Source organism: Bacillus cereus group sp. MYBK216-1, from assembly GCF_051916495.1.
Taxonomy (GTDB): Bacteria; Bacillota; Bacilli; order Bacillales; family Bacillaceae_G; genus Bacillus_A; species Bacillus_A thuringiensis_K.
In genome coordinates, this window is the sequence record NZ_JBQAGT010000005.1 from 520,496 (window position 1) to 542,998 (window position 22,503).

Genomic DNA, 22,503 nt, shown 5'->3' on the forward strand with positions numbered 1-22,503 from the left:
GGTAAACAAAAACCTTAGAAGTGATTCTAAGGTTTTTTAGTGCATATGATTCGAAAAGAATGGTAGGCTTTTTCTTATGAAATGATATTATTTTGCAGGTTTGAAAAATGTATATATCGCTAAGAAAAAGCAAACGAAACTGAATACGATGGGGTCTTGATAGGGACTAGGCTCAGAGCCCTTCTGGATTTCTGTAAGGAAGTCATGTGTTTTCATGTTCATTGCTCCTTTAACTAATAAGTTTTATATGATGCGAGGATTATGGTGGATAGTAAGTGTTTTTTGAAATTTCATATAATAATTATTGCATAGCAATCCTATTCCTAAAACTATAAAATATAAAGTTTTCATAATATGTAAAATTGCATATTATTCTTTTTGTAAATTTTGTTATATTATCTTTATATTTAAATTAAAGGATTTTAATGAGATAAATGAGAATAACTGGAGGGATACTGTGGGTAAAACAGTGTTAGAAGCGTATAGTGTGGAAAGAAAAATCGAGAATATAACATATAAAAATCTATTTGTAATGATAGCAATGATTATAGGGATTTCACTCCTAGGAGGATTATTTCTTGGTTTAGCCTTTGAGATTTATGGAGAAGAAGCATTAAGTACTAAATTAGAAGGATATTATTTACTCTTATTCGATGCAATTGTTGTTGCTATCGTTTTATTAGCCTATAAACCGGTTTTTCATTTTATTAAATACATTTGGGATGTATCCGTTTTGAAGAATGGGAAGACATATTTATATCTATTAATTGGTTTTATTATCATTGCAGTATCACAATATTTAATGTTACATGTGTTTAGTTTTGAAAGTGCAGCGGAACAAAAGGAACAATTAGGGAGTTTAAGGCTTCAAAATAGCATACAAAGTATTATATATGTGTTAAGTGTTGCTATCATTACGCCGGTTAAAGAAGAAATTCTATTTCGAGGTATTTTATATCGATTTTTAGAAAAGAAATATAATTTTTTAGTTAGTATCATTATCTCTTCCTTCATTTTTGGACTTCTTCATGGGGGGCTTCTAATTACAGCAACGATTATGGGAATGGTATTTGCAATGTTATACAAAAAGACGCAATCTATTATACCTAGTATTATTTTACACATTGTATGGAACTTACTTGTGAGTATAAGTATGATTGTATCTCTATAAAAATAAATACATAACCAGTATAAAAGGTGAATGGCTTAGCTATTCATCTTTTATTTTGTATGCACGTGAAAAAGTTAATTCATGTATACAATCAAAAAATAGCTAAATACTAACAGTGAACGAATAAAGAAAGGTAGGAGTATCCTATGCAAAACTTAACAGAGCTTGAAGTAGAAAATTTACGTCATTTAATCGGTGGACATGCAACAATTATTAACAAGTTGGAGCAGTATGCACAGACGTGTACAGATCCACAACTGAAACAAATGCTACAAAAGGATGCACAAGATGCACGAAATACGAAGCAACAATTAATGACTTTTTTAGGATAGGAGGAAGCGGAACATGAATGAAAAAGATATGGTAAATGATTATTTAGCAGGATTAAATGCAAGTTTAACAAGTTATGCAAATTATATTGCTCAGTCTGATAATGAGCAGTTACATCAAACGTTAATCCAAATTCGTAATCAAGATGAGATGCGCCAACGTAATATGTATGAGTACGCAAAGCAAAAGAGTTATTATAAACCAGCAGCACCTGCGAATCCGATGATTGTGCAGCAATTGAAAAGTCAGTTAAGTGCAGAATAATAGGATGAAAAAACGAGCGAAAATGGATTCGCTCGTTTTATTTTGTTGTATGTCAATAAATATATAATAAATATTTTTCCAGTTGTAACAAATATGACGAAAATGGAATATAACAATTCACAAAAAGGACAAAAACTTTGTTCAATATTTCACAAAGTATCCATGGTTTCTATCGTGATAACCTCTATAATTAAGAGTGTAAAGAACAAAAGAAATAGATTATATGATCACTTAGGAGAGATTGCTATGAAAAGACATACAAGAAAAATTGCAATTATCGGTACTGGATTAGTTGGATCAAGTTGTGCGTATTCTATTGTGAATCAAGGCATTTGCGAAGAGCTATTATTAATTGATATAAATCATGAACGTGCAGTTGGGGAAGCAATGGATTTATCACATTGCATTAACTTTACAAATACAAGAACAAAAGTATATGCAGGAAGCTATGAAGACTGCAAAGATATGGACATTGTTATTATTACTGCAGGGCCAGCACCAAAACCTGGACAAAGTCGCTTAGATACTTTAGGAGCAAGTGCAAAGATTATGGAAAGTGTTGTTGGTGGTGTAATGGAAAGTGGATTTGATGGTATTTTCTTACTCGCATCGAACCCAGTTGATATTATTACATATGAAGTATGGAAATTATCTGGATTACCTAGAAATCGTGTGATCGGTACAGGTACATCATTAGATTCTTCTCGCTTAAGAACAATTTTATCTGAAATGTTACATGTAGACCCTCGTAGTATTCATGGGTATTCATTGGGAGAACATGGTGATTCTCAAATGGTTGCTTGGTCTCACGTAACTGTTGGTGGAAAGCCAATTCTGCAAATTTTAGAAGAACAAAAAGAACGATTTGGTGAAATAGATTTAGATGAAATTGTTGAGAAGACTGCGAAAGCTGGATGGGAAATTTATAAGCGAAAAGGAACTACTTATTACGGAATCGGAAATTCTCTAGCATATATTGCGAGTTCAATCTTTAATGATGATCACCGTGTCATTGCTGTATCAGCCATTTTAGATGGTGAGTATGGTGAATATGATATTTGTACAGGAGTACCAGCTATTATTACTAGAGACGGTATAAGAGAAGTTGTAGAACTCAATTTAACAGAGGATGAAGAATCTCGATTCGCAAAATCAAACGATATTTTACGTGATTATATGAAAACAATTGGTTACTAACTTATAGAAGAAGGTGAAACAAATGAAGGAATATATAATGTCTCGTGTATTTAAAGCATCTGCTGGAATCGCACAAGGTATTTTCGTATCCCTCGGAATTGGTTTACTGATCGAAAATATAGGAAGAATTGTTGATATACCATTACTTATTACAATCGGAGTTGTTGCAAAATCACTTATGGCACCAGCAATTGGTGCCGGGATTGCTTTTATGCTCGGTGCAAATGGCCTTGTAATCTTCTCGGCTATGGTGGCTGGAGCAATTGGTGCCGGATCCATTTCAATTACTGAAGCAGGTCTAATTATTAAAACAGGTGAGCCAATCGGTGCTTTATTAACAGCAACTTTAGCTGTATATATGGGTAAACGTTTAAGCGGAAAAACTGCTTTAGATATGATGCTCGTTCCATTTGCGGCAATATTAGGCTCTGGTTTAGTTGGTATTTGGTTAGCTCATAATATTACTCCTGTTTTAAACGCAGTTGGAGCTTTTATTAAAGATAGCTCGGCTGGTAGCCCGTTTATCGCTTCTATCGTCATTGCAGTAGTTTGGGGACTATTACTTATCTCTCCAGCTTCATCAGCTGCGTTAGCAATTGCACTTAGCTTAGACGGTGTTGCAGGTGGTGCTGCTCTTGCCGGATGCGTCGCTCAGTTTATCGGATTCTCTGTCATCTCAGCGAAAGAAAACAATTTAGGTGGCATATTAGCTCAAGCACTTTGTACTCCGAAAGTACAGTTGCCAAATATCACTAAAAATCCAATGATTCTCGTTCCAACTGTCGTCGCCAGTGCTATAGTCGGTCCAGTATCCGCATTAATTTTCCAACTGGAAGCAGGAAAGGAAATTGCAGGTCTTGGATTAAGTTCTCTTATCGCACCAATTAATTTAATTTCCAGCCAAGGATGGGGAGTTCTCCCAGCGATGGTAATTACTTATATCGTTATTCCAGTAGCTGTTTCTTATATACTTTACATTGCTCTTAAAAAAGCAGGTCGTATTCATTCTGGTGATATGACTGTACCGCAATCTTAAATTGAAAATCTCCTTAATAATAGATAAAAGCAGACTGAGAAGCCACAGTCTGCTTTTTTGTCATGTTACATTCTATGATTTTGTTTTACTGGAACTCTTATTGGTTCTTTCGCCAATAAGAGTTGAACGCCGAAGTAAAGTATGCTTGCAAGCGTCATTCCAGAAACGGCATCTACAAAGGCATGCTGCTTCGTAAATAACGTTGATAAAATAATAAGTGTACCGAAGAAAGTAAGGATGTAATATTCAAAAGCATGTTGCTCTCTACGCTTAAAGGCAGCTAACATAATTACAAATGTAGTAAGAACGTGAATGCTAGGGAAACAGTTTACCGGTTGATCGATACTATAAATATAGCGAACTAGTTCAGAAAATACATCTGTTCCAACGACAGTCGGACGCGGTACAGTTGTTTGCCAAAAATAATAAATAGAAAAACAAGCAAGCTTTCCAAAAATAACACTACTTAAAGTGACATAATATTGCTTTCGGTCAGCAAAGCAGTAATAAATAAGTGCGCCGTATAAGTATGGAAACCAAAGTAAATAAGGAATAATAAATGCTTTTACAAATGGAATCCAATCATCTACTACAGTTGTAACGTCTACTGCGTGAACAGTCGATTTATTTAATACGTCGTAAAGGGGACTTACGAGTACAAGTAGAAGTATATAACTTAACGGAAGAAAAGATGAAAGTTTAAATTTCTTCATGTTGATCTCCTATGTTTAGTAATGTAAGTAAATTCAATTGATTATAATATAGAAACGTGAATTGGGCTATCGATTTTACTTACATTTTCTTGAATTAACCTTACGTTTTTGTCACTTGACTAAAAAGAAGGGGAGGGTGCTATATGAAGCGTTTATCGTATTTCTTATTTTTTATATTGATATGCCTAGTCAGTGCTGGGTGTGCAAAGGATAAAGAAGGAGAGAAATTAGAATATAACGGAAGAGCACTCGTAATTGGAGTTGTTGGAGAAAAGCCGAAAGATACGTTTAGGAATGTAAAGTTTGAGGAAATGAAGTTAGAGGCACTGGAAAAGAAATCTAAGGAAGTGGATGGTTTTCTAATAATGAAAGATCACTTTCAAGAAGCCTCAACAGAGCAGTACAAAAATGTATTTTCATCGCTAAAGAAACCAGTGTTTTTTATCGGTTTACAAGATAAATCATATTCAATTTTTATTACAAAAGGGACAGAGTATAACAGTGCACGAAAAGATGTAAATGTGATGTATACGCAAGGTTTTGCAAATATCGGAAGTGGTGAAGGGCAACAATGGGCAATTGGTTTATCTAATGGAGGAAATACAGAAGAAAGTATTCATAATATGTATATCGTCGTATTTCAAACCATCGCAGATTATTTGAATAGATGATGAGGGAGCCTGTAAACGAGGCTTCTTATTTTTTTAAATAAACGTTTGTTTAAGCTGTATGTTCGGTAGGAAGAAACCGATGTAACTTAAGGGTTAAGAAAGAAAAATGGAGAATTAATCAAACGTTTGTTTAAGCTGTATGTTCGGTAGGAAGAAACCGATGCAGCTCAAGGCGTAAGAAAGAAAAATGTGGAATTAATCAAACGCTTGTTTAAGATATATGTTTGGTGCAGAATCTAAAAAAATTTATATATTTATTTTTTTCTTAACAAATGGCGGAAAAATAAGAAAAATTCGCAGGATTATTAAAAATTATCACGAAATAAGTAAAAGTTTAGCGAATAATGGTTTGAAATAATAAAACGTTTTCTATATGATAAAGGTAAAGGTTAGTAAAAAAGTAGGTGAATTTATGACAGTAACATTTTATTCATATCCAAAGTGTGGCACATGTCAAAAGGCAAAGAAATGGTTTGAGGCAAACGATGTAGCATATGAGATGATTCATATTGTTGAAAATCCACCATCAAAAGAAGATTTACGTAATTTACATGAAAAAAGTGAATTACCATTAAAAAAATTCTTTAATACAAGTGGAATGCGTTACCGTGAACTTGGTCTGAAAGATAAGTTGAAAGATGCAAGCGAAGACGAAATGTACGAGCTTTTAGCATCTGATGGCATGTTGATTAAACGTCCAATTGTAACAGATGGAACGAATGTAACACTTGGTTTTAACGAAGAGCAGTTTGAAAGTGTGTGGAAAAAGTACCAATAAGGTATTTTTACATAATTAATACATTCACTGGAGGTACAGTCATGAGCATTCCAAATAATTTACGTTACTCTGAAGAACACGAATGGGTAAAAACTGAAGGTAATGAAGTTGTTATCGGTATCACTCACTTTGCACAAGGTGAGCTAGGCGATATCGTATTCGTTGAACTTCCTGAAGTAGGTGCAACAATCGAAGCTGACGAGCCATTCGGAAGCGTAGAATCTGTTAAAACAGTTTCTGAGTTATACGCACCTGTAAGCGGTAAAGTTGTAGCAGTAAACGAAGAATTAAGTGACCAACCAGAACTTGTTAACGAATCTCCATACGAGGGTGCATGGATGGTTAAAGTTGAACTTTCTGATGCAAGCCAAGTTGAGAAGTTATTAACTGCTGAAAAATATGCAGAAATGACAAACCAAGACTAATTATAGTCGATTAAAGGACAGCCTTTGTGCTGTCTTTTTTTATTTTGTGTGAAATAATGAAATTCAAGTTATATGTAAATAAATAAGCTATTATGAGAAAAACTGTTTTGTGGTAAGGTTTCATAAGTCTTCACAATCTGAACGAGCCGCTTACGCTTTTCTTTTGCAAAAATAAACAGGAAACAACATGAAAATAACGAATATACTATATACTAAGTTCAAGGTTATATAGTATATGGTGATCGGGTGATGACATATGATTTATGTAGAAAAAGTCATTATTGTAGAAGGTACATCAGATAGAAGAAAGATTGAATCTATTATTCGTGAACCGGTGGAAATTGTTTGTACAAATGGTACAATTGGTTTGTCGAAAATGGATGAGCTCGTTGATCAGTTTTTTGATAAGGAAGTGTATGTGCTAGTGGATGCTGATGATGCTGGAGAAAAGTTAAGGAAACAATTTCGAAAAGAATTTCCGCAAGCCGAGCATATCTATATTGATCGCTCGTACCGAGAAGTGGCAACTGCGCCATCTACACACTTAGCAAATGTATTATGGGGAGCCGACATTGACGTTTATACAGAATATTTACGGTAAGGAATGATAGAAGTGATTGATTGGACAGGAGCCGAAGCTACAGCCCTAATAGAGAACGAAGAAAAAACAGTATTATATGTATATACTCCAATGTGTGGAACATGCCAATTAGCAAAAAAGATGTTAACAGTCGTTGAGATGACAATTGAAGGCCTCAAAATTGGGATGTTAGATTTAAATTATGCTCCGCATTTAGCGAAAGAGTATGGGATTGAAAGTGTACCTTGTTTACTTGTTTTTGAAAATGGGACACTGATGAAGAAGATATACGCATTTCATTCGGTTGAATATTTATATACGGAATTAAAGTAGGCGGCAAAATTTTTGCCGCCTCGACATATTTCTTGGGAAATATGTCGAGATGCAGGGTGGATACAGTATTTGTCGAGCGAAAATAACAGGATTGCTCTTTAGTGAGAGGGAATGGTATGTAATAGAAAGTGATATGAAGGATGTGATTTAAGGTGAAATTATATTCTTTGCTTCAATCATTTGTAAATTACGCTAATGGTCAATATCATTTAGAGCCGCTTTTAAGAAAAGAAGAAAAAACTGTTAATTTCCGCTTTGGAGATGAAAGTTGTTCGTTACAAATTTCAAGAGATTATATAGAACTGCTACATGAGGAAATAGGGACGGAGCAAATCGTTTGTGTAGATGAAGAAGATGTAAAACAATTGGTAAACGGCAATGTACGATTGCAAATGTTAATGAACGATGGACGTGTACAATATTCGGGAACGTATCGAACGATGCTATTAGTCGAATCGATGTTTCATATATGTAAACCGATGTCAGTAGGTGCTTAAAATTCTGAAGGTTCATTTTTTACGAAAATTTCTGTTGACATGGTGTTTAGATATTGATACAATTCAATTCATAAAATATAGACAATTTCATAAATTACAAATCAGACGAAAATTGAATCTGATTTCTCTTATCAAGAGAGGTGGAGGGACTGTGCCCTGTGAAGCCCGGCAACCGTCAACTTATGTTGAAATGGTGCCAATTCCTGCAAAGCAAATGCTTTGAGAGATGAGAGAGAGGGATAATGTTGTTATATACGCACATAAACCTTTCTGCTTCTCTAAAGCAGAAAGGTTTTTTTATTGTTTGAATGTGGAGGACATTCAAATAATAAAGGTAGTGATAACGGTGGACTACGCGCATTAAACATAAAAAATTGCGGAGTCGATCTAAACAAAAAGGGGTGAACATCATGATCTTATTAGAAAATGTAAAAAAAATATATAAAGCAAAAAGCGGTGATGTCACTGCTGTAGATAACGCCAATTTAAAAATAGACAAAGGTGAAATCTTTGGTGTTATCGGATATAGCGGCGCTGGGAAAAGTTCGTTAATTAGATTGTTTAATCAGTTAGAGAAACCGACTTCTGGCCAAATTACAATTGCCAATCGTGTTATATCAGCAATTACAGGAAGTGAACTTCGTAAGGCAAGGCAAGAAATCGGAATGATTTTTCAGCACTTTAACTTACTTTGGTCACGAACTGTACGTGAAAATATAGAGTTTCCACTTGAAATTGCAGGTGTTGATAAAGCGAAGAGAAGAAAACGTGTTGATGAATTAATTCATCTTGTTGGATTAGAAGGGAGAGGAGACGCGTACCCATCTCAGCTAAGCGGAGGACAAAAGCAACGCGTCGGGATTGCAAGAGCTTTAGCTAACAATCCACAAGTGCTTTTATGTGATGAAGCAACGTCAGCTCTTGATCCAGAAACGACAGATCAAATTTTGGATTTACTATTAGACATTAATAAGCGCCTTGGTTTAACAATTGTACTCATTACACATGAGATGCACGTGATTCGAAAGATATGTAACCGAGTGGCGGTAATGGAGAGAGGAAAGATTGTAGAAACAGGTCCAGTACTTGATGTATTCCGTAATCCGAAGCAAGATATTACGAAACGATTTGTACAGCAGTTAACAGATTCTGAAGATACAAATGAAACGATTGAAAGTTTAATTGAAAAATATCCAGATGGAAAAGTAATTCGTTTGCAATTTATCGGTGAGGCTGTAGAAAGACCAGTGCTTCAACGATTAATGCAACGCAGTGATATAGAAGTTAGCATTTTGCAAGGGAATATCGCACAAACGAATAACGGTTCTTACGGTAGTTTAGTTGTTCATTTAAATGGTGAGGAAATAGCGATCCAGCAAGCAATAGAAGGAATTCATCAAGATCAAGTAGAGCTGGAGGTGATTGCACATGGATAAGTTACTCGCAAATGTTGATTGGAATCAAATGTTAGAAGCAACTGGTGAAACGTTATATATGACGGCAATCGCAGCTCTTGCGACATTTGTTTTAGGACTAATTTTAGGATTGTTACTCTTCATGACAGCGAAAGATAATTTATGGGAAAACAAATCAATTAATACGGTGATTGGAGCATTCGTAAATATATTCCGTTCTATACCATTCATCATTTTAATTATTTTATTAATCCCATTCACAAAGATTCTTCTTGGAACAATTCTTGGAGCAAGTGCAGCATTGCCAGCTTTAATTATTGGAGCGGCACCATTCTACGCGAGAATGGTTGAAATCGCACTTCGCGAAATTGATAAAGGTGTAATTGAAGCTTCAAAAGCAATGGGAGCGAAAACAAGCACAATTATTTTGAAAGTGTTAATTCCAGAATCGTTACCAGCATTAGTATCTGGTATTACTGTTACGACAATTGCTTTAGTAGGCTATACAGCAATGGCGGGAGTTGTTGGTGCTGGTGGCCTTGGAACACTTGCTTACTTAGAAGGATTCCAAAGAGGGAATAACGATGTAACAATCGTTGCGACAATTTGTGTATTACTAGTTGTATTTTTAATTCAGTGGATTGGTGATAGTTTAACGACTCGAATAGATAAACGGTAATAAAAAACGGGAGGATGTTTCAAATGAAAAAATTATTACTTACGGCACTTATTTCAACTTCAATTTTTGGGTTAGCTGCTTGTGGTGGGAAAGATAAAGATGAAAAGAAACTTGTTGTGGGTGCTTCTAACGTACCGCATGCTGAAATTTTAGAAAAAGCAAAACCGTTACTTGAGAAAAAAGGAATTGAATTAGAAGTCAAAAAGTTCCAAGATTACGTGTTGCCAAATAAATCGTTAGCGGATAAGGATTTAGATGCAAACTACTTCCAGCACATTCCGTATTTAGAGAAAGAAATTAAAGATAAAAAATATGATTTTGAAATAGCAGGAAAAATTCATTTAGAACCAATCGGTGTATATTCTCAAAAATATAAGAGCTTAAAAGAACTTCCAGACGGAGCGACAATCATTATGAGTAATTCCGTTACTGACCATGGACGTGGTTTAGCAATTTTACAAAAAGAAGGCATTTTAAAAATTAAAGACGGGGTAGATCCAGTTAGTGCAACTCCAAAAGATATTGCAGATAACCCGAAAAACTTAAAGTTTAAAACGGACATTGAGCCAGGTTTGTTACCACAAGTGTATAACAATAAAGAAGGCGACGCTGTTTTAATTAACTCGAACTATGCAATTGATGCAAAGTTAAATCCAGAAAAAGATGCAATTGCAATTGAAGGTGATGATTCACCGTACGCAAACGTATTAGTGGTTTGTAAAGGTGATAAAGATAAAAAAGAGATTAAAGAGCTTGTAGAAGTATTGCATTCTAAAGAAATCGAAGACTTTATTAATAAAGAATATAAAGGGGCAGTTGTTCCTGTAAAAGAATAATTGCTGAAAAGGCTGGTGTATGCCAGCCTTTTTTATAACTACATAACTATAGGGGAGAAGGGGACATCATATGAAAAAGATTTTATTGTCAGTTGTTACAGCGCTGTCTGTATTTACATTAGCTGCTTGCGGAGGAAAAGAAGAGAATAAGCTTGTTGTTGGAGCCTCTAACGTGCCGCACGCTGTTATTCTAGAGAAGGCACAGCCAATATTAGAGAAAAAAGGTATTAAGTTAGAGATTAAAAAGTTCCAGGATTATGTACTGCCAAATAAAGCGTTAGCGGATAAAGAAATTGATGCGAACTACTTCCAGCATATTCCGTACTTAGATAAAGAAATCCAAGAAAAGGGATATAAAATTGTAAACGCAGGAAAAATCCATTTAGAGCCGATGGGTATTTATTCTAAGAAATATAAAAGCTTAAAAGACTTACCAGATGGCGGAACAGTAATTATGAGTAATAACGTAGCGGAGCGAGGCCGTATGTTAGCATTGTTACAAAAAGGCGGAGTGATTAAGCTTAAAGATGGTGTAGATGTTGTTAAGGCAACCGTAAAAGATGTAGTCGAAAATCCGAAAAACTTAAAGTTTAAAACAGATGTAGAGCCTGGATTGTCACCAAAGCTGTATGAAAATAATGAAGGTGATGCTTTATTTATTAATTCAAACTATGCAATTGATGCAAAATTAAATCCAACAAAGGATGCAATTGCGATTGAAGGAGCAGACTCTCCGTATGCAAACATCATTGCAGTTCGTAAAGGTGATGAGAAGAAAAAAGAAATTAAAGAGCTAGTAGAAGTGCTACATTCAAAAGAAATTCAAGATTTTATTAATAAAGAATATAAAGGTGCTGTACTTCCGGTAAGTGAATAATTATAAGGAAAGGACTGGAAAATTACCAGTCCTTTTTTCTTTATATAAATAAGAAGAAAGGTGTATCATAGAAAGATGCAAAGGAAATACTTATATACATTTGTGAAAAAACGGTTACTTTTTTTCGTCGTTTGCGATATCATTTTATTTGATATAAAATTAGAATGAGAATAAAATGAGAATATGAACGTTTTAGGAATTTTTAAAATGTATATATAGGATTAATGGAGGTATTGAGATGGCTGGTTCTACATTAACGGTTAAAGACTTACACGTATCAATTGATGGCAAAGAAATTTTAAAGGGTGTAAACCTTGAAGTAAAAGGTGGAGAAATCCACGCAATTATGGGACCTAACGGAACAGGTAAATCAACTTTATCTTCTGCAATTATGGGTCACCCAAAGTATGAAGTAACAGAAGGTAGCATCATCATCGACGGTGAAGATGTATTAGAAATGGAAGTAGATGAGCGCGCACAAGCGGGTCTATTCCTAGCAATGCAATATCCAAGTGAAATTAGCGGAGTAACAAACGCTGACTTCTTACGTTCTGCAATTAATGCACGTCGTGAAGAAGGCGATGAAATTTCTCTTATGAAATTTATCCGTACATTAGATAAAAACATGGAATTCCTAGAAATGGATCCAGAAATGGCACAACGTTACTTAAACGAAGGTTTCTCTGGTGGAGAGAAAAAACGTAACGAAATTCTTCAATTAATGATGATTGAGCCAAAAATCGCAATCTTAGATGAAATCGACTCAGGTCTTGATATCGATGCATTAAAAGTTGTATCTAAAGGTATTAACGAAATGCGCGGCGAAGAGTTCGGTTGCCTAATGATTACGCATTACCAACGTTTATTAAACTACATCACTCCAGACTTCGTTCACGTTATGATGAACGGTCGTATCGTTAAATCTGGTGGTCCTGAGCTTGCACAACGTCTAGAAGCTGAAGGTTACGACTGGATTAAAAAAGAATTAGGTATTGAAGACGAAACAACAGAGCAAGAAGCGTAAGAGAGGAGCATAAACATGACAATCGGTACATTACCTTTCGATCAAGAAACAATCCGTCAACGGGCAAGCGAAGTAAACGAAGCTGCTTGGTTGACTGAGTTCCGCTTACAAGCTCTTGCACAAGCAACTGAACTTCCAATGCCAACGCCTGATAAAACGAAAATTGAAAAATGGGACTTTATCGGAAAAGGCGACGCTGCTAAGCAAGAGCCTGTAAGTTCTTTAACAGAGCTTCCAGAAGCAGTGAAAAACTTAATCGATGAAAACAACAGCGTATTAGTACAACGCACTGGTACAACAGCGTTCGTTTCTTTAGCAGACGAAGCAAAAGAAAAAGGTGTTATTTTTACAGACATCGTAACAGCTGCAATTGAGCACGCTGAGCTAGTACAAAAGTACTTAATGAAAGATGGCGTGAAGGTAGACGAGCATCGTTTAACTGCACTTCATGCTGCATTAATCAACGGCGGTGCATTCGTATATGTTCCGAAAAACGTTGTTCTTGAAACTCCACTTCAAGCTGTATTCTTAGTAGACGGCGAAGAAGCTAACGTATATAACCATGTATTATTCGTAGCTGATGCGAACAGTACTGCAACTTATGTAGAAAACTATGTTGCAAATGAAAATGCTAAAGGTATTGCAAATATCGTAGCAGAAGTAATCGTGGAACAAGGCGCACAAGTTAAATTTGGTGCGGTTGATCTATTAGCAAAAGACGTAACAACTTACGTTAACCGCCGCGGTGTTGTTGGACGCGACGGCCGCATTGATTGGGCTCTAGGCCTTATGAATGACGGAAATACAATTTCCGAGAACGTTACAAACTTAATGGGCGACGGTTCATATGCTGATACGAAAACAGTAACAATTGGCCGTGGTAACCAAACACAAAACTTTACAACTAAAGTTGTTCACTTCGGTAAACACTCTGAAGGTTGGATTTTAAAACACGGTGTACAAAAAGATAGTGCAACATCTATCTTTAACGGGATTGGTAAGATTGAACACGGTGCATCTAAATCAAACGCACAACAATCTTCTCGCGTTCTTATGTTAGATGAGAAAGCACGCGGTGATGCAAACCCAATTCTTTTAATCGACGAAGATGATGTAATGGCAGGTCACGCAGCTTCAGTAGGCCGCGTAGATCCGTACCAATTATACTACTTGATGAGCCGTGGTATTCCAAAACGCGAAGCAGAACGTTTAGTCATCCATGGATTCTTAGCACCTGTAGTAAATGAGCTTCCAATTGAAGGAGTAAAAGCACAGCTTGTTGAGGTAATTGAAAGGAAAGTTCGCTAATGAATATTCATGAAATACGCAAACAGTTTCCAATTCTTGATCAAAAAGTGAACGGCAAACAACTTGTATATTTCGATAGTGCAGCAACTTCTCAAAAACCAATTCAAGTCATTGAAACGTTAGAACGTTACTATAAAGAATATAATTCTAACGTGCATCGCGGTGTTCATACGCTCGGTACGAAAGCTACCGACGCGTATGAAGGTGCACGCGAGAAAGTTCGCAAGTTTATTAACGCGAAATCAATGGAAGAGATTATTTTCACGCGCGGAACGACAACTGCATTAAATACAGTAGCGGCTAGCTATGGTCTTGAAAATGTAAAAGAAGGCGATGAAATCGTTATTTCTTACATGGAGCACCATAGTAACATCATTCCGTGGCAACAAGTTGCGAAGAAAACTGGTGCAACTTTAAAATACCTTCCGCTTCAACCAGACGGTACAATTTCTTTAGAAGATGTTCGTCAAACAGTTACACCGAATACAAAAATCGTTTCTATTATGCAAGTTTCAAACGTGCTTGGAACGATTAACCCTGTAAAAGAAATCGGAGCGATCGCACACGAAAATGGCGCAATTATGGTCGTTGACGGTGCACAAAGTACACCTCACATGAAAGTAGATGTACAAGATTTAAACTGTGATTTCTACGCATTATCTGCTCATAAGATGTGCGGACCTACAGGCATCGGCGTATTATATGGTAAAAAAGAATTGCTGAACAATATGGAGCCAATTGAATTTGGCGGTGAAATGATTGATTTCGTAGATTTACAAGAATCTACTTGGAAAGAGCTTCCGTGGAAGTTTGAAGCAGGTACACCGATTATCGGTAATGCAATCGGACTTGGTGCGGCAATTGATTTCCTAGAAGAAATCGGTCTTGATAATATTGAAAAGCATGAGCATGAATTAGCGCAATACGCTTTAGAAAGACTATCAGAAGTAGATGGCGTTACAATTTATGGTCCAAAGCATCGCGCTGGTCTTGTTACATTTAATATTGAAGACGTACATCCTCACGATGTAGCGACTGTATTAGATATAGAAGGCATTGCAGTTCGCGCAGGACATCACTGTGCACAACCGCTTATGAAGTGGCTAAAAGCTTCTTCAACAGCACGTGCGAGCTTCTATTTATATAATACAAAAGAAGAAATTGATACATTTGTTGAATCGCTAATCAAGACAAAGGAGTATTTCACAAATGTCATTTAATAATTTAGATACGTTATATCGTCAAGTTATTATGGATCATTATAAGAATCCTCGTAACAATGGCGTGTTAGAAGATAGTGTTACTGTTAACTTGAACAATCCAACTTGCGGCGATCGTATTCAACTTACGATGAAAGTAGAAGAAGGTATTGTGCAAGAGGCGAAGTTTGAAGGCGAAGGATGTTCAATCTCAATGTCTTCAGCTTCAATGATGACACAAGCAGTAAAAGGTAAGAAAATTGAAGAAGCACTTCAGCTTTCGAAAATTTTCTCTGACATGATGCTAGGAAAAGAGTACGATGACAGCATCGATTTAGGAGATATTGAAGCATTACAAGGCGTATGCAAGTTCCCTGCACGTATTAAATGTGCAACATTAGCGTGGAAAGCGTTAGAAAAGGGCTTAAACGAAGATAAGTAATGTTAAAGGTTCCTAAAAATGAGGTTATCTAAGGAGGGACACACCAACATGGCGAAGCAACTGCCAGATATCGGCGATTATAAATATGGTTTCAAAGACAAAGACGTTTCGATTTTCCGTGCTGGACGCGGTTTAACAAAAGAGATCGTTGAAGAGATTTCACGTATGAAAGAAGAACCACAGTGGATGTTAGACTTCCGTTTAAAATCACTGGATAAGTTCTATGAAATGCCAATGCCACAATGGGGCGGCGACTTAAATGACTTAGATTTTGATGAAATTACGTACTACGTAAAACCATCTGAGAAATCTGAGAAGTCTTGGGATGAAGTACCTGATGAAATTAAAGCAACATTTGATAAATTAGGTATTCCAGAAGCTGAGCAAAAATATTTAGCTGGTGTATCTGCACAGTACGAATCTGAAGTTGTATACCACAACATGAAAGAAGACCTAGAAGCTCTAGGAATCGTCTTCAAAGATACAGATAGCGCATTAAAAGAGAACGAAGATATTTTCCGTGAACATTTCGGAAAAGTAATTCCACCAACAGACAACAAATTCTCTGCATTAAACTCTGCAGTTTGGTCTGGTGGATCATTCATCTACGTTCCAAAAGGTGTTAAAGTTGATACACCACTTCAAGCGTATTTCCGTATTAACTCTGAAAATATGGGACAATTCGAGCGTACGCTTATCATCGTAGACGAAGGCGCACACGTACACTACGTAGAAGGTTGTACAGCACCTGTTTACACGACTAACTCACTTCACAGTGCGGTAGTAGAAATCATCATTAAAAAAGATGCTTATTGCCGTTATACAACAATCCAAAACTGGGCGAACAACGTATACAACCTAGTTACAAAACGTGCGGTTTGTGAAGAAAACGCAACGATGGAATGGATTGACGGTAACATCGGATCTAAATTAACAATGAAATATCCAGCAGTTATCTTAAAAGGCGAAGGCGCTCGTGGTTTAACATTATCTATCGCGATTGCTGGTAAAGGCCAACACCAAGATGCTGGTGCGAAAATGATTCACTTAGCACCAAACACGTCTTCAACAATCGTTTCTAAATCGATTGCGAAGCATGGTGGTAAAGTAACTTACCGTGGTATCGTACACTTCGGACCAAAAGCGAAAAACTCTCGCTCTAACATCGAGTGTGACACGTTAATCATGGATAACCAATCTACATCTGATACAATTCCTTACAACGAAATCAAAAACGATTACGTTTCACTTGAGCACGAAGCGAAAGTATCGAAAGTATCAGAAGAACAATTATTCTACCTAATGAGCCGCGGTATTTCTGAGCAAGAAGCTACAGAAATGATCGTAATGGGCTTCATCGAGCCATTCACTCGCGAACTTCCAATGGAATACGCAGTTGAAATGAACCGCCTAATCAAGTTTGAGATGGAAGGTTCTATCGGTTAATATAAGTATGAAGAAAGCGCCCTGCACAGCAGGGCGCTTTTTTTGTTTTGTTTATCTGAAATTGAGTGTGACCTGGATACCCAGGTAGGTTTCCAGCTAAATATATCAGCGATTTTTCAAATATATCGACCATAACTCCGAATATATCAGCGATTATTTCAATATATCGACGATTCGACAAGGGATATCGACTTATCGACAAATTACGACATAGTAGAGCTGGCATATACCCCCCTCAATATTTAGATGATATCCATAAGGTGGCCGAATGGAAGTAGTTGAGACTAAGATACTGACAAACCCACAGGAGAATCCACAAGGAAATCCACCAAAATACTCGTAAAACCACTTAACAAACTTTCTGACAAATCCCCGTTCTATCAAAGAATTCAACAACTAAAAAAAGAAAATTTCTCATATAAAAAAGGACAATCTTTTGCTTTTTCTCACAATGCGAGTACAATGTAAAATAGCAAGAAAAGACGAAAAGTATTTACAGGATTATTGCGTGCGCATAGCGTAAATGGCAGTAAGGAACTGAGAGGAGGTTTTTTCTCTGAATATAAATAAAGAAACAATCATCCATCTTTATCATACAAACGATATACATAGTCATTTTGAAAATTGGCCGCAAATTTCTCGGTTTGTACAAGAGGAGAAAAAGCGAAGACAGGAAGCGGGAGAGACCGTCTTGACGGTTGATATCGGCGATCATGTGGATCGTTTTCATAGTATTTCGGAAGCGACGAATGGACTTGGCAATACGAAGCTTTTAAATGAGGCGTTATATGATTATGTAACGATCGGAAATAATGAAGGAATTACGTTAGCGAAGGAGCATTTGAATCGTCTATATGATGATGCTGGATTTGAGGTGCTCGTCGCGAATTTATTTGAAAAAGAAGGGGTACGTCCGGAGTGGGCAAAGCCTTATAAATTACATACAACGACAGATGGGATTACGATTGCTTTTATCGGATTAACGGTAGCTTATCCGGAGTTTTATTATATGCTCGATTGGCATATTGAAGATCCGCTTATCCATTTAGAGTCAATTTTAGAAGAAGTGAAAGATGAGGCTCATATTACAGTTGTTCTTTCTCACCTTGGAAAAAGCATGGATGAGTATATGGCGGAGCATTATGATGTAGATGTTATTTTAGGGGCACATACGCATCATTTATTTGAGCGAGGCGTTCTTATGAATAATACGTTACTTTGTTGTTGTGAAAAGTGGGGACGTTACGTTGGGCACGTTCAGCTTACTGTGGATAAAGAGACGAAGAAGCTGTTGAAAAAGGACGGTAGAGCGATTAAGACAGAACGTTTAGGTGCTTACAGCAAACCGTTATCCACAATTGAATTGCTGCAGGAAGAAAGTAAACAGATTATGGCAGAGCCTGTCGTTCATGTAAAGGAATCATTGCCAGTCGATTGGTTTCAGGAAACAGCATTTTCGCACATGTTAGCAAATGCGCTGAAAATGTGGTGCGGTGCAGAGATTGGAATGGTGAACGCGGGTGTACTTCTTGAAGGATTAGAAGAAGGTGTTGTGACGCGCGGAGATATTCACAGAATTTGTCCACATCCAATTAATCCTTGTGCTTTGAAAGTTCCAGGAAAGATATTAAGAGAAGTTATTTTGAAAGCACGTAAACCGAATATGGAGAATCTTGAGGTAAAAGGATTCGGATTTCGGGGAAAAGTGATGGGGAAAATGATTTACGCTGGTGTAGAAGTCATTCCAGATACGATTCCCGGGAATAAAATTTTACTCGAAGATGTATTAATTAACGGGGAATCGCTGGAATTAGATCGTATATATACAGTAGGAACGATTGATATGTTTACATTTGGCTACTTATACCCAGAGCTATCCACACTTTCTGACAAACAATATTATATGCCAGAACTACTTAGAGATGTGTTAACAGATATGTTAATAACTTATACATCTTCCGTTAAACTATAGGCTAGTTAACTTGTAACACTCATTTTTCTCTTGTCATACAGATAAGAAAGAGAGGAGTGTGAACTATGGTTAATGTGGAGCCAATTATAATTGATAATTATACGTTTATTGCAGTTAGCGTGAAACTTCCAAAGACGAATTTGCTAGCTGTAATGAGCGATAAAGGATATATTATGTGTGGTGCATTAGATGTAGGTCTTTTAAATGAGAAATTAGGTGATCGAGGAATTATTGCTGGTCGTGCGGTTGGTGTAAGAACGATTGAACAACTTCTTGAAGCGCCACTAGAATCGGTAACGACTGGAGCTGAAGCATTAGGCATTCCAGCAGGAACGATTGGAAAAGAAGCATTATTAAAAATGAGATAAGCATATATCGTCCCTCCTTCTTGCATAGAAATGATATAAGAAGGAGGTTTTTTTATGAGTATATTTCGCTCGAAAAACTCGCGGTTTCGAAAGGGACCTATTGCCTTTCGGTATATACTGCTTATGTCGTTTATTCTTTTTGTTATATTACTTACGCAAGGGTTGTGGATTGTGAATAATAATATTCAGCCGACCTTAATTAAATATGGGGAAGTAGAGACACATAAAATGGCTACAGCAATTATGACGAAGGCAGTAAAGGATCGAATTAATGAAGGATTCGATGTCGATTCATTAATGAAAGTACAGAATGATAAAAACGGAAAAGTATCCACAATTAATTTAAATACGAAGCAAGTAAATGAAATCGTAATGTCAACGACCACGTACATAGAAAAATATTTGCAACAAGTAGAACAAGGGAAGTTGAAGGAGCTAGGTATTTCTGAAAAAAACGGGGCGACTATGGCAGTTCCTTTTGGGCGTGTAACGGATAATGCACTTCTTGGTAATATAGGACCAGATATTCCAATTCATTTCACGCCAATTGGTCATGTGAATACAGATATTAAACAAAAAATTGAGCCGCATGGGATTAATACTACAGCAATTCAAATTGTTATGGAAATGGAAGTAACATTGCAAGTAATTATTCCATTTCATACGAAAGAGATAACGGTGAAACAAAATGTTCCAATTGCGACGCGTATCGTTCAAGGGGAAGTGCCTACGTATTATGGAAGCGGAAGTGTTGCTGTACCTGATAAAAAGAAAACAGATAGTTAATTGCATATAAAGTGAAACTCGGCTGAGCCGGGCTTTTACTGGATAAAAAATAACCGTAGCAATGCGCTACGGTTATCGTTTTGTATTTGCTCGTTCTTTGCGTTCCCAAAGGCTTAAATGCATGTATGGATCGAAGGCCCATTCTGTATAGCCATTGTCTTTATACATGCCAAAATGTAAGTGGGGTGGAAATTTTCCGGCTGTACCAGGAGGTCCATAACCAGTGCTACCAACAAATCCGATTACTTTTCCTGGTTCAACAATTTGTCCAAGCTGTATTTCTTTTGAAAACCCGCCTAAATGGGCGTAATAATGGTAATTGTTATGAAGGTCACGGATACCAATGCGCCATCCACCAAGGCGGTTCCAACCTTTCGTTTCAATAATGCCATAGCAAGTCGATCTTACTGGCACGCCATATCCGGCGAAAATATCGGTTCCTTCATGAATCCTTCTGCCGCCAAAACTTCTTCCAGCGCCGAAAGTACTACGGTAGCTATGGTCACTACGAATCGGAAGAGGAAAAGCATTTCCTTCTAAATTAATACGTCCATAATGTTTATAAATTTGGGCGTATTCGCTAATTAAATCAACTGTTTTTGCACGTCTATAATATTCCCAAAGCATAATTTTAATACGGTCTTCTGACGTTCCTTGTTTCCTTAAAATAGTCGCTGCGGTATGCAGAAGATCACGGTCGCTATTTGCATTTGCAAATCCATCTTTGTCACCATCTAAACCTATTCCGCCAAATAGAGAAATTGTATGGGGGAGAGTATCGTTACTATTAATAGGCCCAGCCCATATTTCTGGTTTGAAATAAAGGGAAATGATGGCATCTGGTTTTTTCGGAATATCTTTTCTTACGCTCCGTATATTTCTTTCATATTGATCCATTGCAGCTAAGTAATACCATGGAATGCCTGAAGACTGCTCGGTTTCTTTATATAGTGCCATGCGCTTTTCGTATATGCTTTGCTGATTATCTTCACCGTAAGCGATGTTTTGGTGGAGAAGAAAACAAATAGAAAGCAAAAGAGAAATTTTTCGAAGCATGAAATAGACTCCTTTCACAACATCACTCTTTTTAGTGTGGGATATACGGAGTATTTCATTATAGGGAACGATTGGAAAAAATCTTAGAATCTTCATTTGAGCAAATCGCTTTCATACGTTAGAATAGATATGTTACATTGAAAGAAGCGAACACGGTAAACTATTTCATATTGTGCGGAGTTGATAACCATGACAAAACAAACAGAATATAAGCGCAAGCCCGAATGGTTGAAAATTAAGTTAAACACGAATGAAAACTATACAGGCTTAAAGAAAATGATGCGTTCTAAGAATCTTCATACCGTTTGTGAAGAGGCAAAATGTCCGAATATTCATGAATGCTGGGCTGTAAGAAAAACAGCAACATTTATGATTTTAGGTGCGGTTTGTACACGTGCTTGTCGTTTTTGTGCGGTTAAAACAGGCTTACCAACTGAGCTTGATTTACAAGAACCAGAACGCGTAGCAGATTCAGTAGTTCAAATGGGCTTAAAGCACGTTGTTATAACAGCGGTTGCACGTGATGATTTAAAGGACGGGGGAGCAGCTGTTTTTGCTGAAACAGTACGCGCAGTACGTCGTAAAAACCCATTCACGTCTATCGAAGTATTACCATCTGATATGGGTGGAGTAGAAGAAAACTTAAAAATGTTAATGGATGCAAAACCAGATATTCTAAACCATAACATTGAAACAGTACGTCGATTATCTGACCGAGTTCGCGCTAGAGCAAAATATGAACGTTCATTAGAGTTTTTACGTCGAGCGAAAGAAATGCAGCCTGATATTCCAACTAAATCGAGCATTATGGTGGGCTTAGGTGAAACGAGAGAAGATTTAATTGAAGCAATGGATGACTTACGTGCAAACAATGTGGATATTTTAACTCTTGGGCAATACCTACAACCATCTAAGAAGCATTTACCAGTTCTTAAATATTACCCACCAGCAGAATTTGCAGAGCTTAAAGAAATTGCACTTAGCAAAGGATTTAGCCACTGTGAAGCTGGCCCACTTGTGCGTTCTTCTTACCATGCGGATGAGCAAGTACGTTCTGCAAAAGAAAAAACAGCAGAAGCTAAATAATGAAAAAAGAGAGC

At 36.7% G+C, this 22,503-nt stretch carries 26 protein-coding genes and 1 riboswitch; of the genes, 24 read left to right on the forward strand and 2 right to left on the reverse strand.

Translation table 11 applies throughout. The features are described from left to right. Window positions 1-457 precede the first annotated feature (457 nt). The 5 genes from ACTFRH_RS20800 to ACTFRH_RS20820 all read left to right on the forward strand — a co-directional run bounded on the left by ACTFRH_RS20800 (window position 458) and on the right by ACTFRH_RS20820 (window position 3,998). Window positions 458-1,171 (forward strand): CPBP family intramembrane glutamic endopeptidase, encoded by a 714-nt coding sequence (locus tag ACTFRH_RS20800; RefSeq protein ID WP_000520911.1) that lies wholly within the window; start codon window positions 458-460, stop codon window positions 1,169-1,171. Window positions 1,172-1,317: 146 nt separating this feature from the next. Beyond that, on the forward strand, window positions 1,318-1,503 hold the full coding sequence (locus tag ACTFRH_RS20805; protein WP_001180555.1) for a hypothetical protein: 186 nt from the start codon (window positions 1,318-1,320) through the stop codon (window positions 1,501-1,503). Window positions 1,504-1,516: 13 nt separating this feature from the next. Further along, window positions 1,517-1,765, forward strand: a complete 249-nt coding sequence (locus ACTFRH_RS20810) for a spore coat protein (RefSeq protein ID WP_001002987.1) — start codon at window positions 1,517-1,519, stop codon at window positions 1,763-1,765. A gap of 246 nt (window positions 1,766-2,011) precedes the next feature. Continuing rightward, window positions 2,012-2,962 carry an L-lactate dehydrogenase gene (locus ACTFRH_RS20815; RefSeq protein WP_000820650.1) on the forward strand — a complete coding sequence of 317 codons (951 nt, stop codon included), beginning with the start codon at window positions 2,012-2,014 and terminating at the stop codon, window positions 2,960-2,962. Window positions 2,963-2,984: 22 nt separating this feature from the next. After that, entirely contained in the window at window positions 2,985-3,998 is a 1,014-nt protein-coding gene (locus tag ACTFRH_RS20820; protein WP_000666183.1) for a PTS transporter subunit IIC, read from the forward strand. A gap of 65 nt (window positions 3,999-4,063) precedes the next feature. On the opposite strand, the gene ACTFRH_RS20825 is transcribed toward ACTFRH_RS20820, so the two are convergent. After that, window positions 4,064-4,711 carry a phosphatase PAP2 family protein gene (locus tag ACTFRH_RS20825; RefSeq protein WP_000713772.1) on the reverse strand — a complete coding sequence of 216 codons (648 nt, stop codon included), beginning with the start codon at window positions 4,709-4,711 and terminating at the stop codon, window positions 4,064-4,066. A 143-nt stretch (window positions 4,712-4,854) separates the two neighbouring features. Here ACTFRH_RS20825 and ACTFRH_RS20830 point away from each other — a divergent pair, with 143 nt between their 5' ends. The 18 genes from ACTFRH_RS20830 to yunB all read left to right on the forward strand — a co-directional run bounded on the left by ACTFRH_RS20830 (window position 4,855) and on the right by yunB (window position 20,347). Next, window positions 4,855-5,382: a hypothetical protein gene (locus tag ACTFRH_RS20830; RefSeq protein WP_000826885.1), complete on the forward strand. Its 528-nt coding sequence runs from the start codon at window positions 4,855-4,857 to the stop codon at window positions 5,380-5,382. A gap of 412 nt (window positions 5,383-5,794) precedes the next feature. Further along, on the forward strand, window positions 5,795-6,160 hold the full coding sequence (locus tag ACTFRH_RS20835; protein WP_000218968.1) for an arsenate reductase family protein: 366 nt from the start codon (window positions 5,795-5,797) through the stop codon (window positions 6,158-6,160). A 41-nt stretch (window positions 6,161-6,201) separates the two neighbouring features. Continuing rightward, complete coding sequence (gcvH, locus tag ACTFRH_RS20840) at window positions 6,202-6,585, forward strand: glycine cleavage system protein GcvH (RefSeq protein ID WP_000026896.1); 384 nt, start codon at window positions 6,202-6,204, stop codon at window positions 6,583-6,585. 256 nt (window positions 6,586-6,841) lie between these two features. After that, entirely contained in the window at window positions 6,842-7,186 is a 345-nt protein-coding gene (locus ACTFRH_RS20845) for a toprim domain-containing protein (RefSeq protein WP_000640870.1), read from the forward strand. 3 nt (window positions 7,187-7,189) lie between these two features. Further along, a complete protein-coding gene (locus ACTFRH_RS20850; RefSeq protein WP_002025020.1) occupies window positions 7,190-7,498 on the forward strand; it encodes a thioredoxin family protein in 309 nt (102 codons plus the stop codon). Between the two features lie 152 nt (window positions 7,499-7,650). Further along, complete coding sequence (locus ACTFRH_RS20855) at window positions 7,651-7,995, forward strand: hypothetical protein (RefSeq protein ID WP_000781210.1); 345 nt, start codon at window positions 7,651-7,653, stop codon at window positions 7,993-7,995. Between the two features lie 125 nt (window positions 7,996-8,120). Next, a riboswitch (SAM riboswitch) is annotated at window positions 8,121-8,228 on the forward strand. 177 nt (window positions 8,229-8,405) lie between these two features. After that, entirely contained in the window at window positions 8,406-9,431 is a 1,026-nt protein-coding gene (locus ACTFRH_RS20860) for a methionine ABC transporter ATP-binding protein (protein WP_000601761.1), read from the forward strand. After that, the gene (locus ACTFRH_RS20865; protein ID WP_000359401.1) at window positions 9,424-10,089 is read left to right on the forward strand and encodes a methionine ABC transporter permease; all 666 of its coding nucleotides are present in this window, start codon (window positions 9,424-9,426) and stop codon (window positions 10,087-10,089) included. Before ACTFRH_RS20860 ends, ACTFRH_RS20865 begins: the two co-directional genes overlap by 8 nt. A 23-nt stretch (window positions 10,090-10,112) precedes the next feature. Next, a complete protein-coding gene (metQ, locus tag ACTFRH_RS20870) occupies window positions 10,113-10,925 on the forward strand; it encodes a methionine ABC transporter substrate-binding lipoprotein MetQ (RefSeq protein WP_440048775.1) in 813 nt (270 codons plus the stop codon). A 70-nt stretch (window positions 10,926-10,995) separates the two neighbouring features. After that, on the forward strand, window positions 10,996-11,802 hold the full coding sequence (gene metQ / locus ACTFRH_RS20875; protein ID WP_000722399.1) for a methionine ABC transporter substrate-binding lipoprotein MetQ: 807 nt from the start codon (window positions 10,996-10,998) through the stop codon (window positions 11,800-11,802). A 238-nt stretch (window positions 11,803-12,040) separates the two neighbouring features. Next, window positions 12,041-12,826 (forward strand): Fe-S cluster assembly ATPase SufC, encoded by a 786-nt coding sequence (sufC, locus tag ACTFRH_RS20880; RefSeq protein WP_000929160.1) that lies wholly within the window; start codon window positions 12,041-12,043, stop codon window positions 12,824-12,826. 15 nt (window positions 12,827-12,841) lie between these two features. Further along, entirely contained in the window at window positions 12,842-14,134 is a 1,293-nt protein-coding gene (sufD, locus tag ACTFRH_RS20885; protein WP_000152174.1) for a Fe-S cluster assembly protein SufD, read from the forward strand. After that, window positions 14,134-15,354, forward strand: coding sequence for a cysteine desulfurase SufS (sufS, locus tag ACTFRH_RS20890; protein ID WP_001020766.1), 1,221 nt, complete (start codon window positions 14,134-14,136; stop codon window positions 15,352-15,354). Before sufD ends, sufS begins: the two co-directional genes overlap by 1 nt. Further along, complete coding sequence (sufU, locus tag ACTFRH_RS20895) at window positions 15,344-15,775, forward strand: Fe-S cluster assembly sulfur transfer protein SufU (protein ID WP_000009525.1); 432 nt, start codon at window positions 15,344-15,346, stop codon at window positions 15,773-15,775. The genes sufS and sufU overlap by 11 nt, the downstream gene beginning before the upstream one ends. Window positions 15,776-15,823: 48 nt before the next feature. Continuing rightward, window positions 15,824-17,221 (forward strand): Fe-S cluster assembly protein SufB, encoded by a 1,398-nt coding sequence (gene sufB, locus ACTFRH_RS20900; RefSeq protein WP_001118827.1) that lies wholly within the window; start codon window positions 15,824-15,826, stop codon window positions 17,219-17,221. Window positions 17,222-17,801: 580 nt separating this feature from the next. Beyond that, entirely contained in the window at window positions 17,802-19,193 is a 1,392-nt protein-coding gene (locus tag ACTFRH_RS20905; RefSeq protein WP_074593747.1) for a bifunctional metallophosphatase/5'-nucleotidase, read from the forward strand. Between the two features lie 65 nt (window positions 19,194-19,258). Further along, complete coding sequence (locus tag ACTFRH_RS20910; RefSeq protein ID WP_000248466.1) at window positions 19,259-19,561, forward strand: YunC family protein; 303 nt, start codon at window positions 19,259-19,261, stop codon at window positions 19,559-19,561. 54 nt (window positions 19,562-19,615) lie between these two features. Then, entirely contained in the window at window positions 19,616-20,347 is a 732-nt protein-coding gene (gene yunB / locus ACTFRH_RS20915; protein ID WP_000021792.1) for a sporulation protein YunB, read from the forward strand. 72 nt (window positions 20,348-20,419) lie between these two features. Here the strand turns inward: yunB and ACTFRH_RS20920 are convergent, their stop codons facing one another. Beyond that, complete coding sequence (locus tag ACTFRH_RS20920) at window positions 20,420-21,403, reverse strand: M23 family metallopeptidase (protein ID WP_000944665.1); 984 nt, start codon at window positions 21,401-21,403, stop codon at window positions 20,420-20,422. Window positions 21,404-21,592: 189 nt separating this feature from the next. Between ACTFRH_RS20920 and lipA the strand changes: the two genes are divergently transcribed. Beyond that, a complete protein-coding gene (lipA, locus tag ACTFRH_RS20925; protein WP_000166372.1) occupies window positions 21,593-22,489 on the forward strand; it encodes a lipoyl synthase in 897 nt (298 codons plus the stop codon). Window positions 22,490-22,503: the final 14 nt, after the last annotated feature.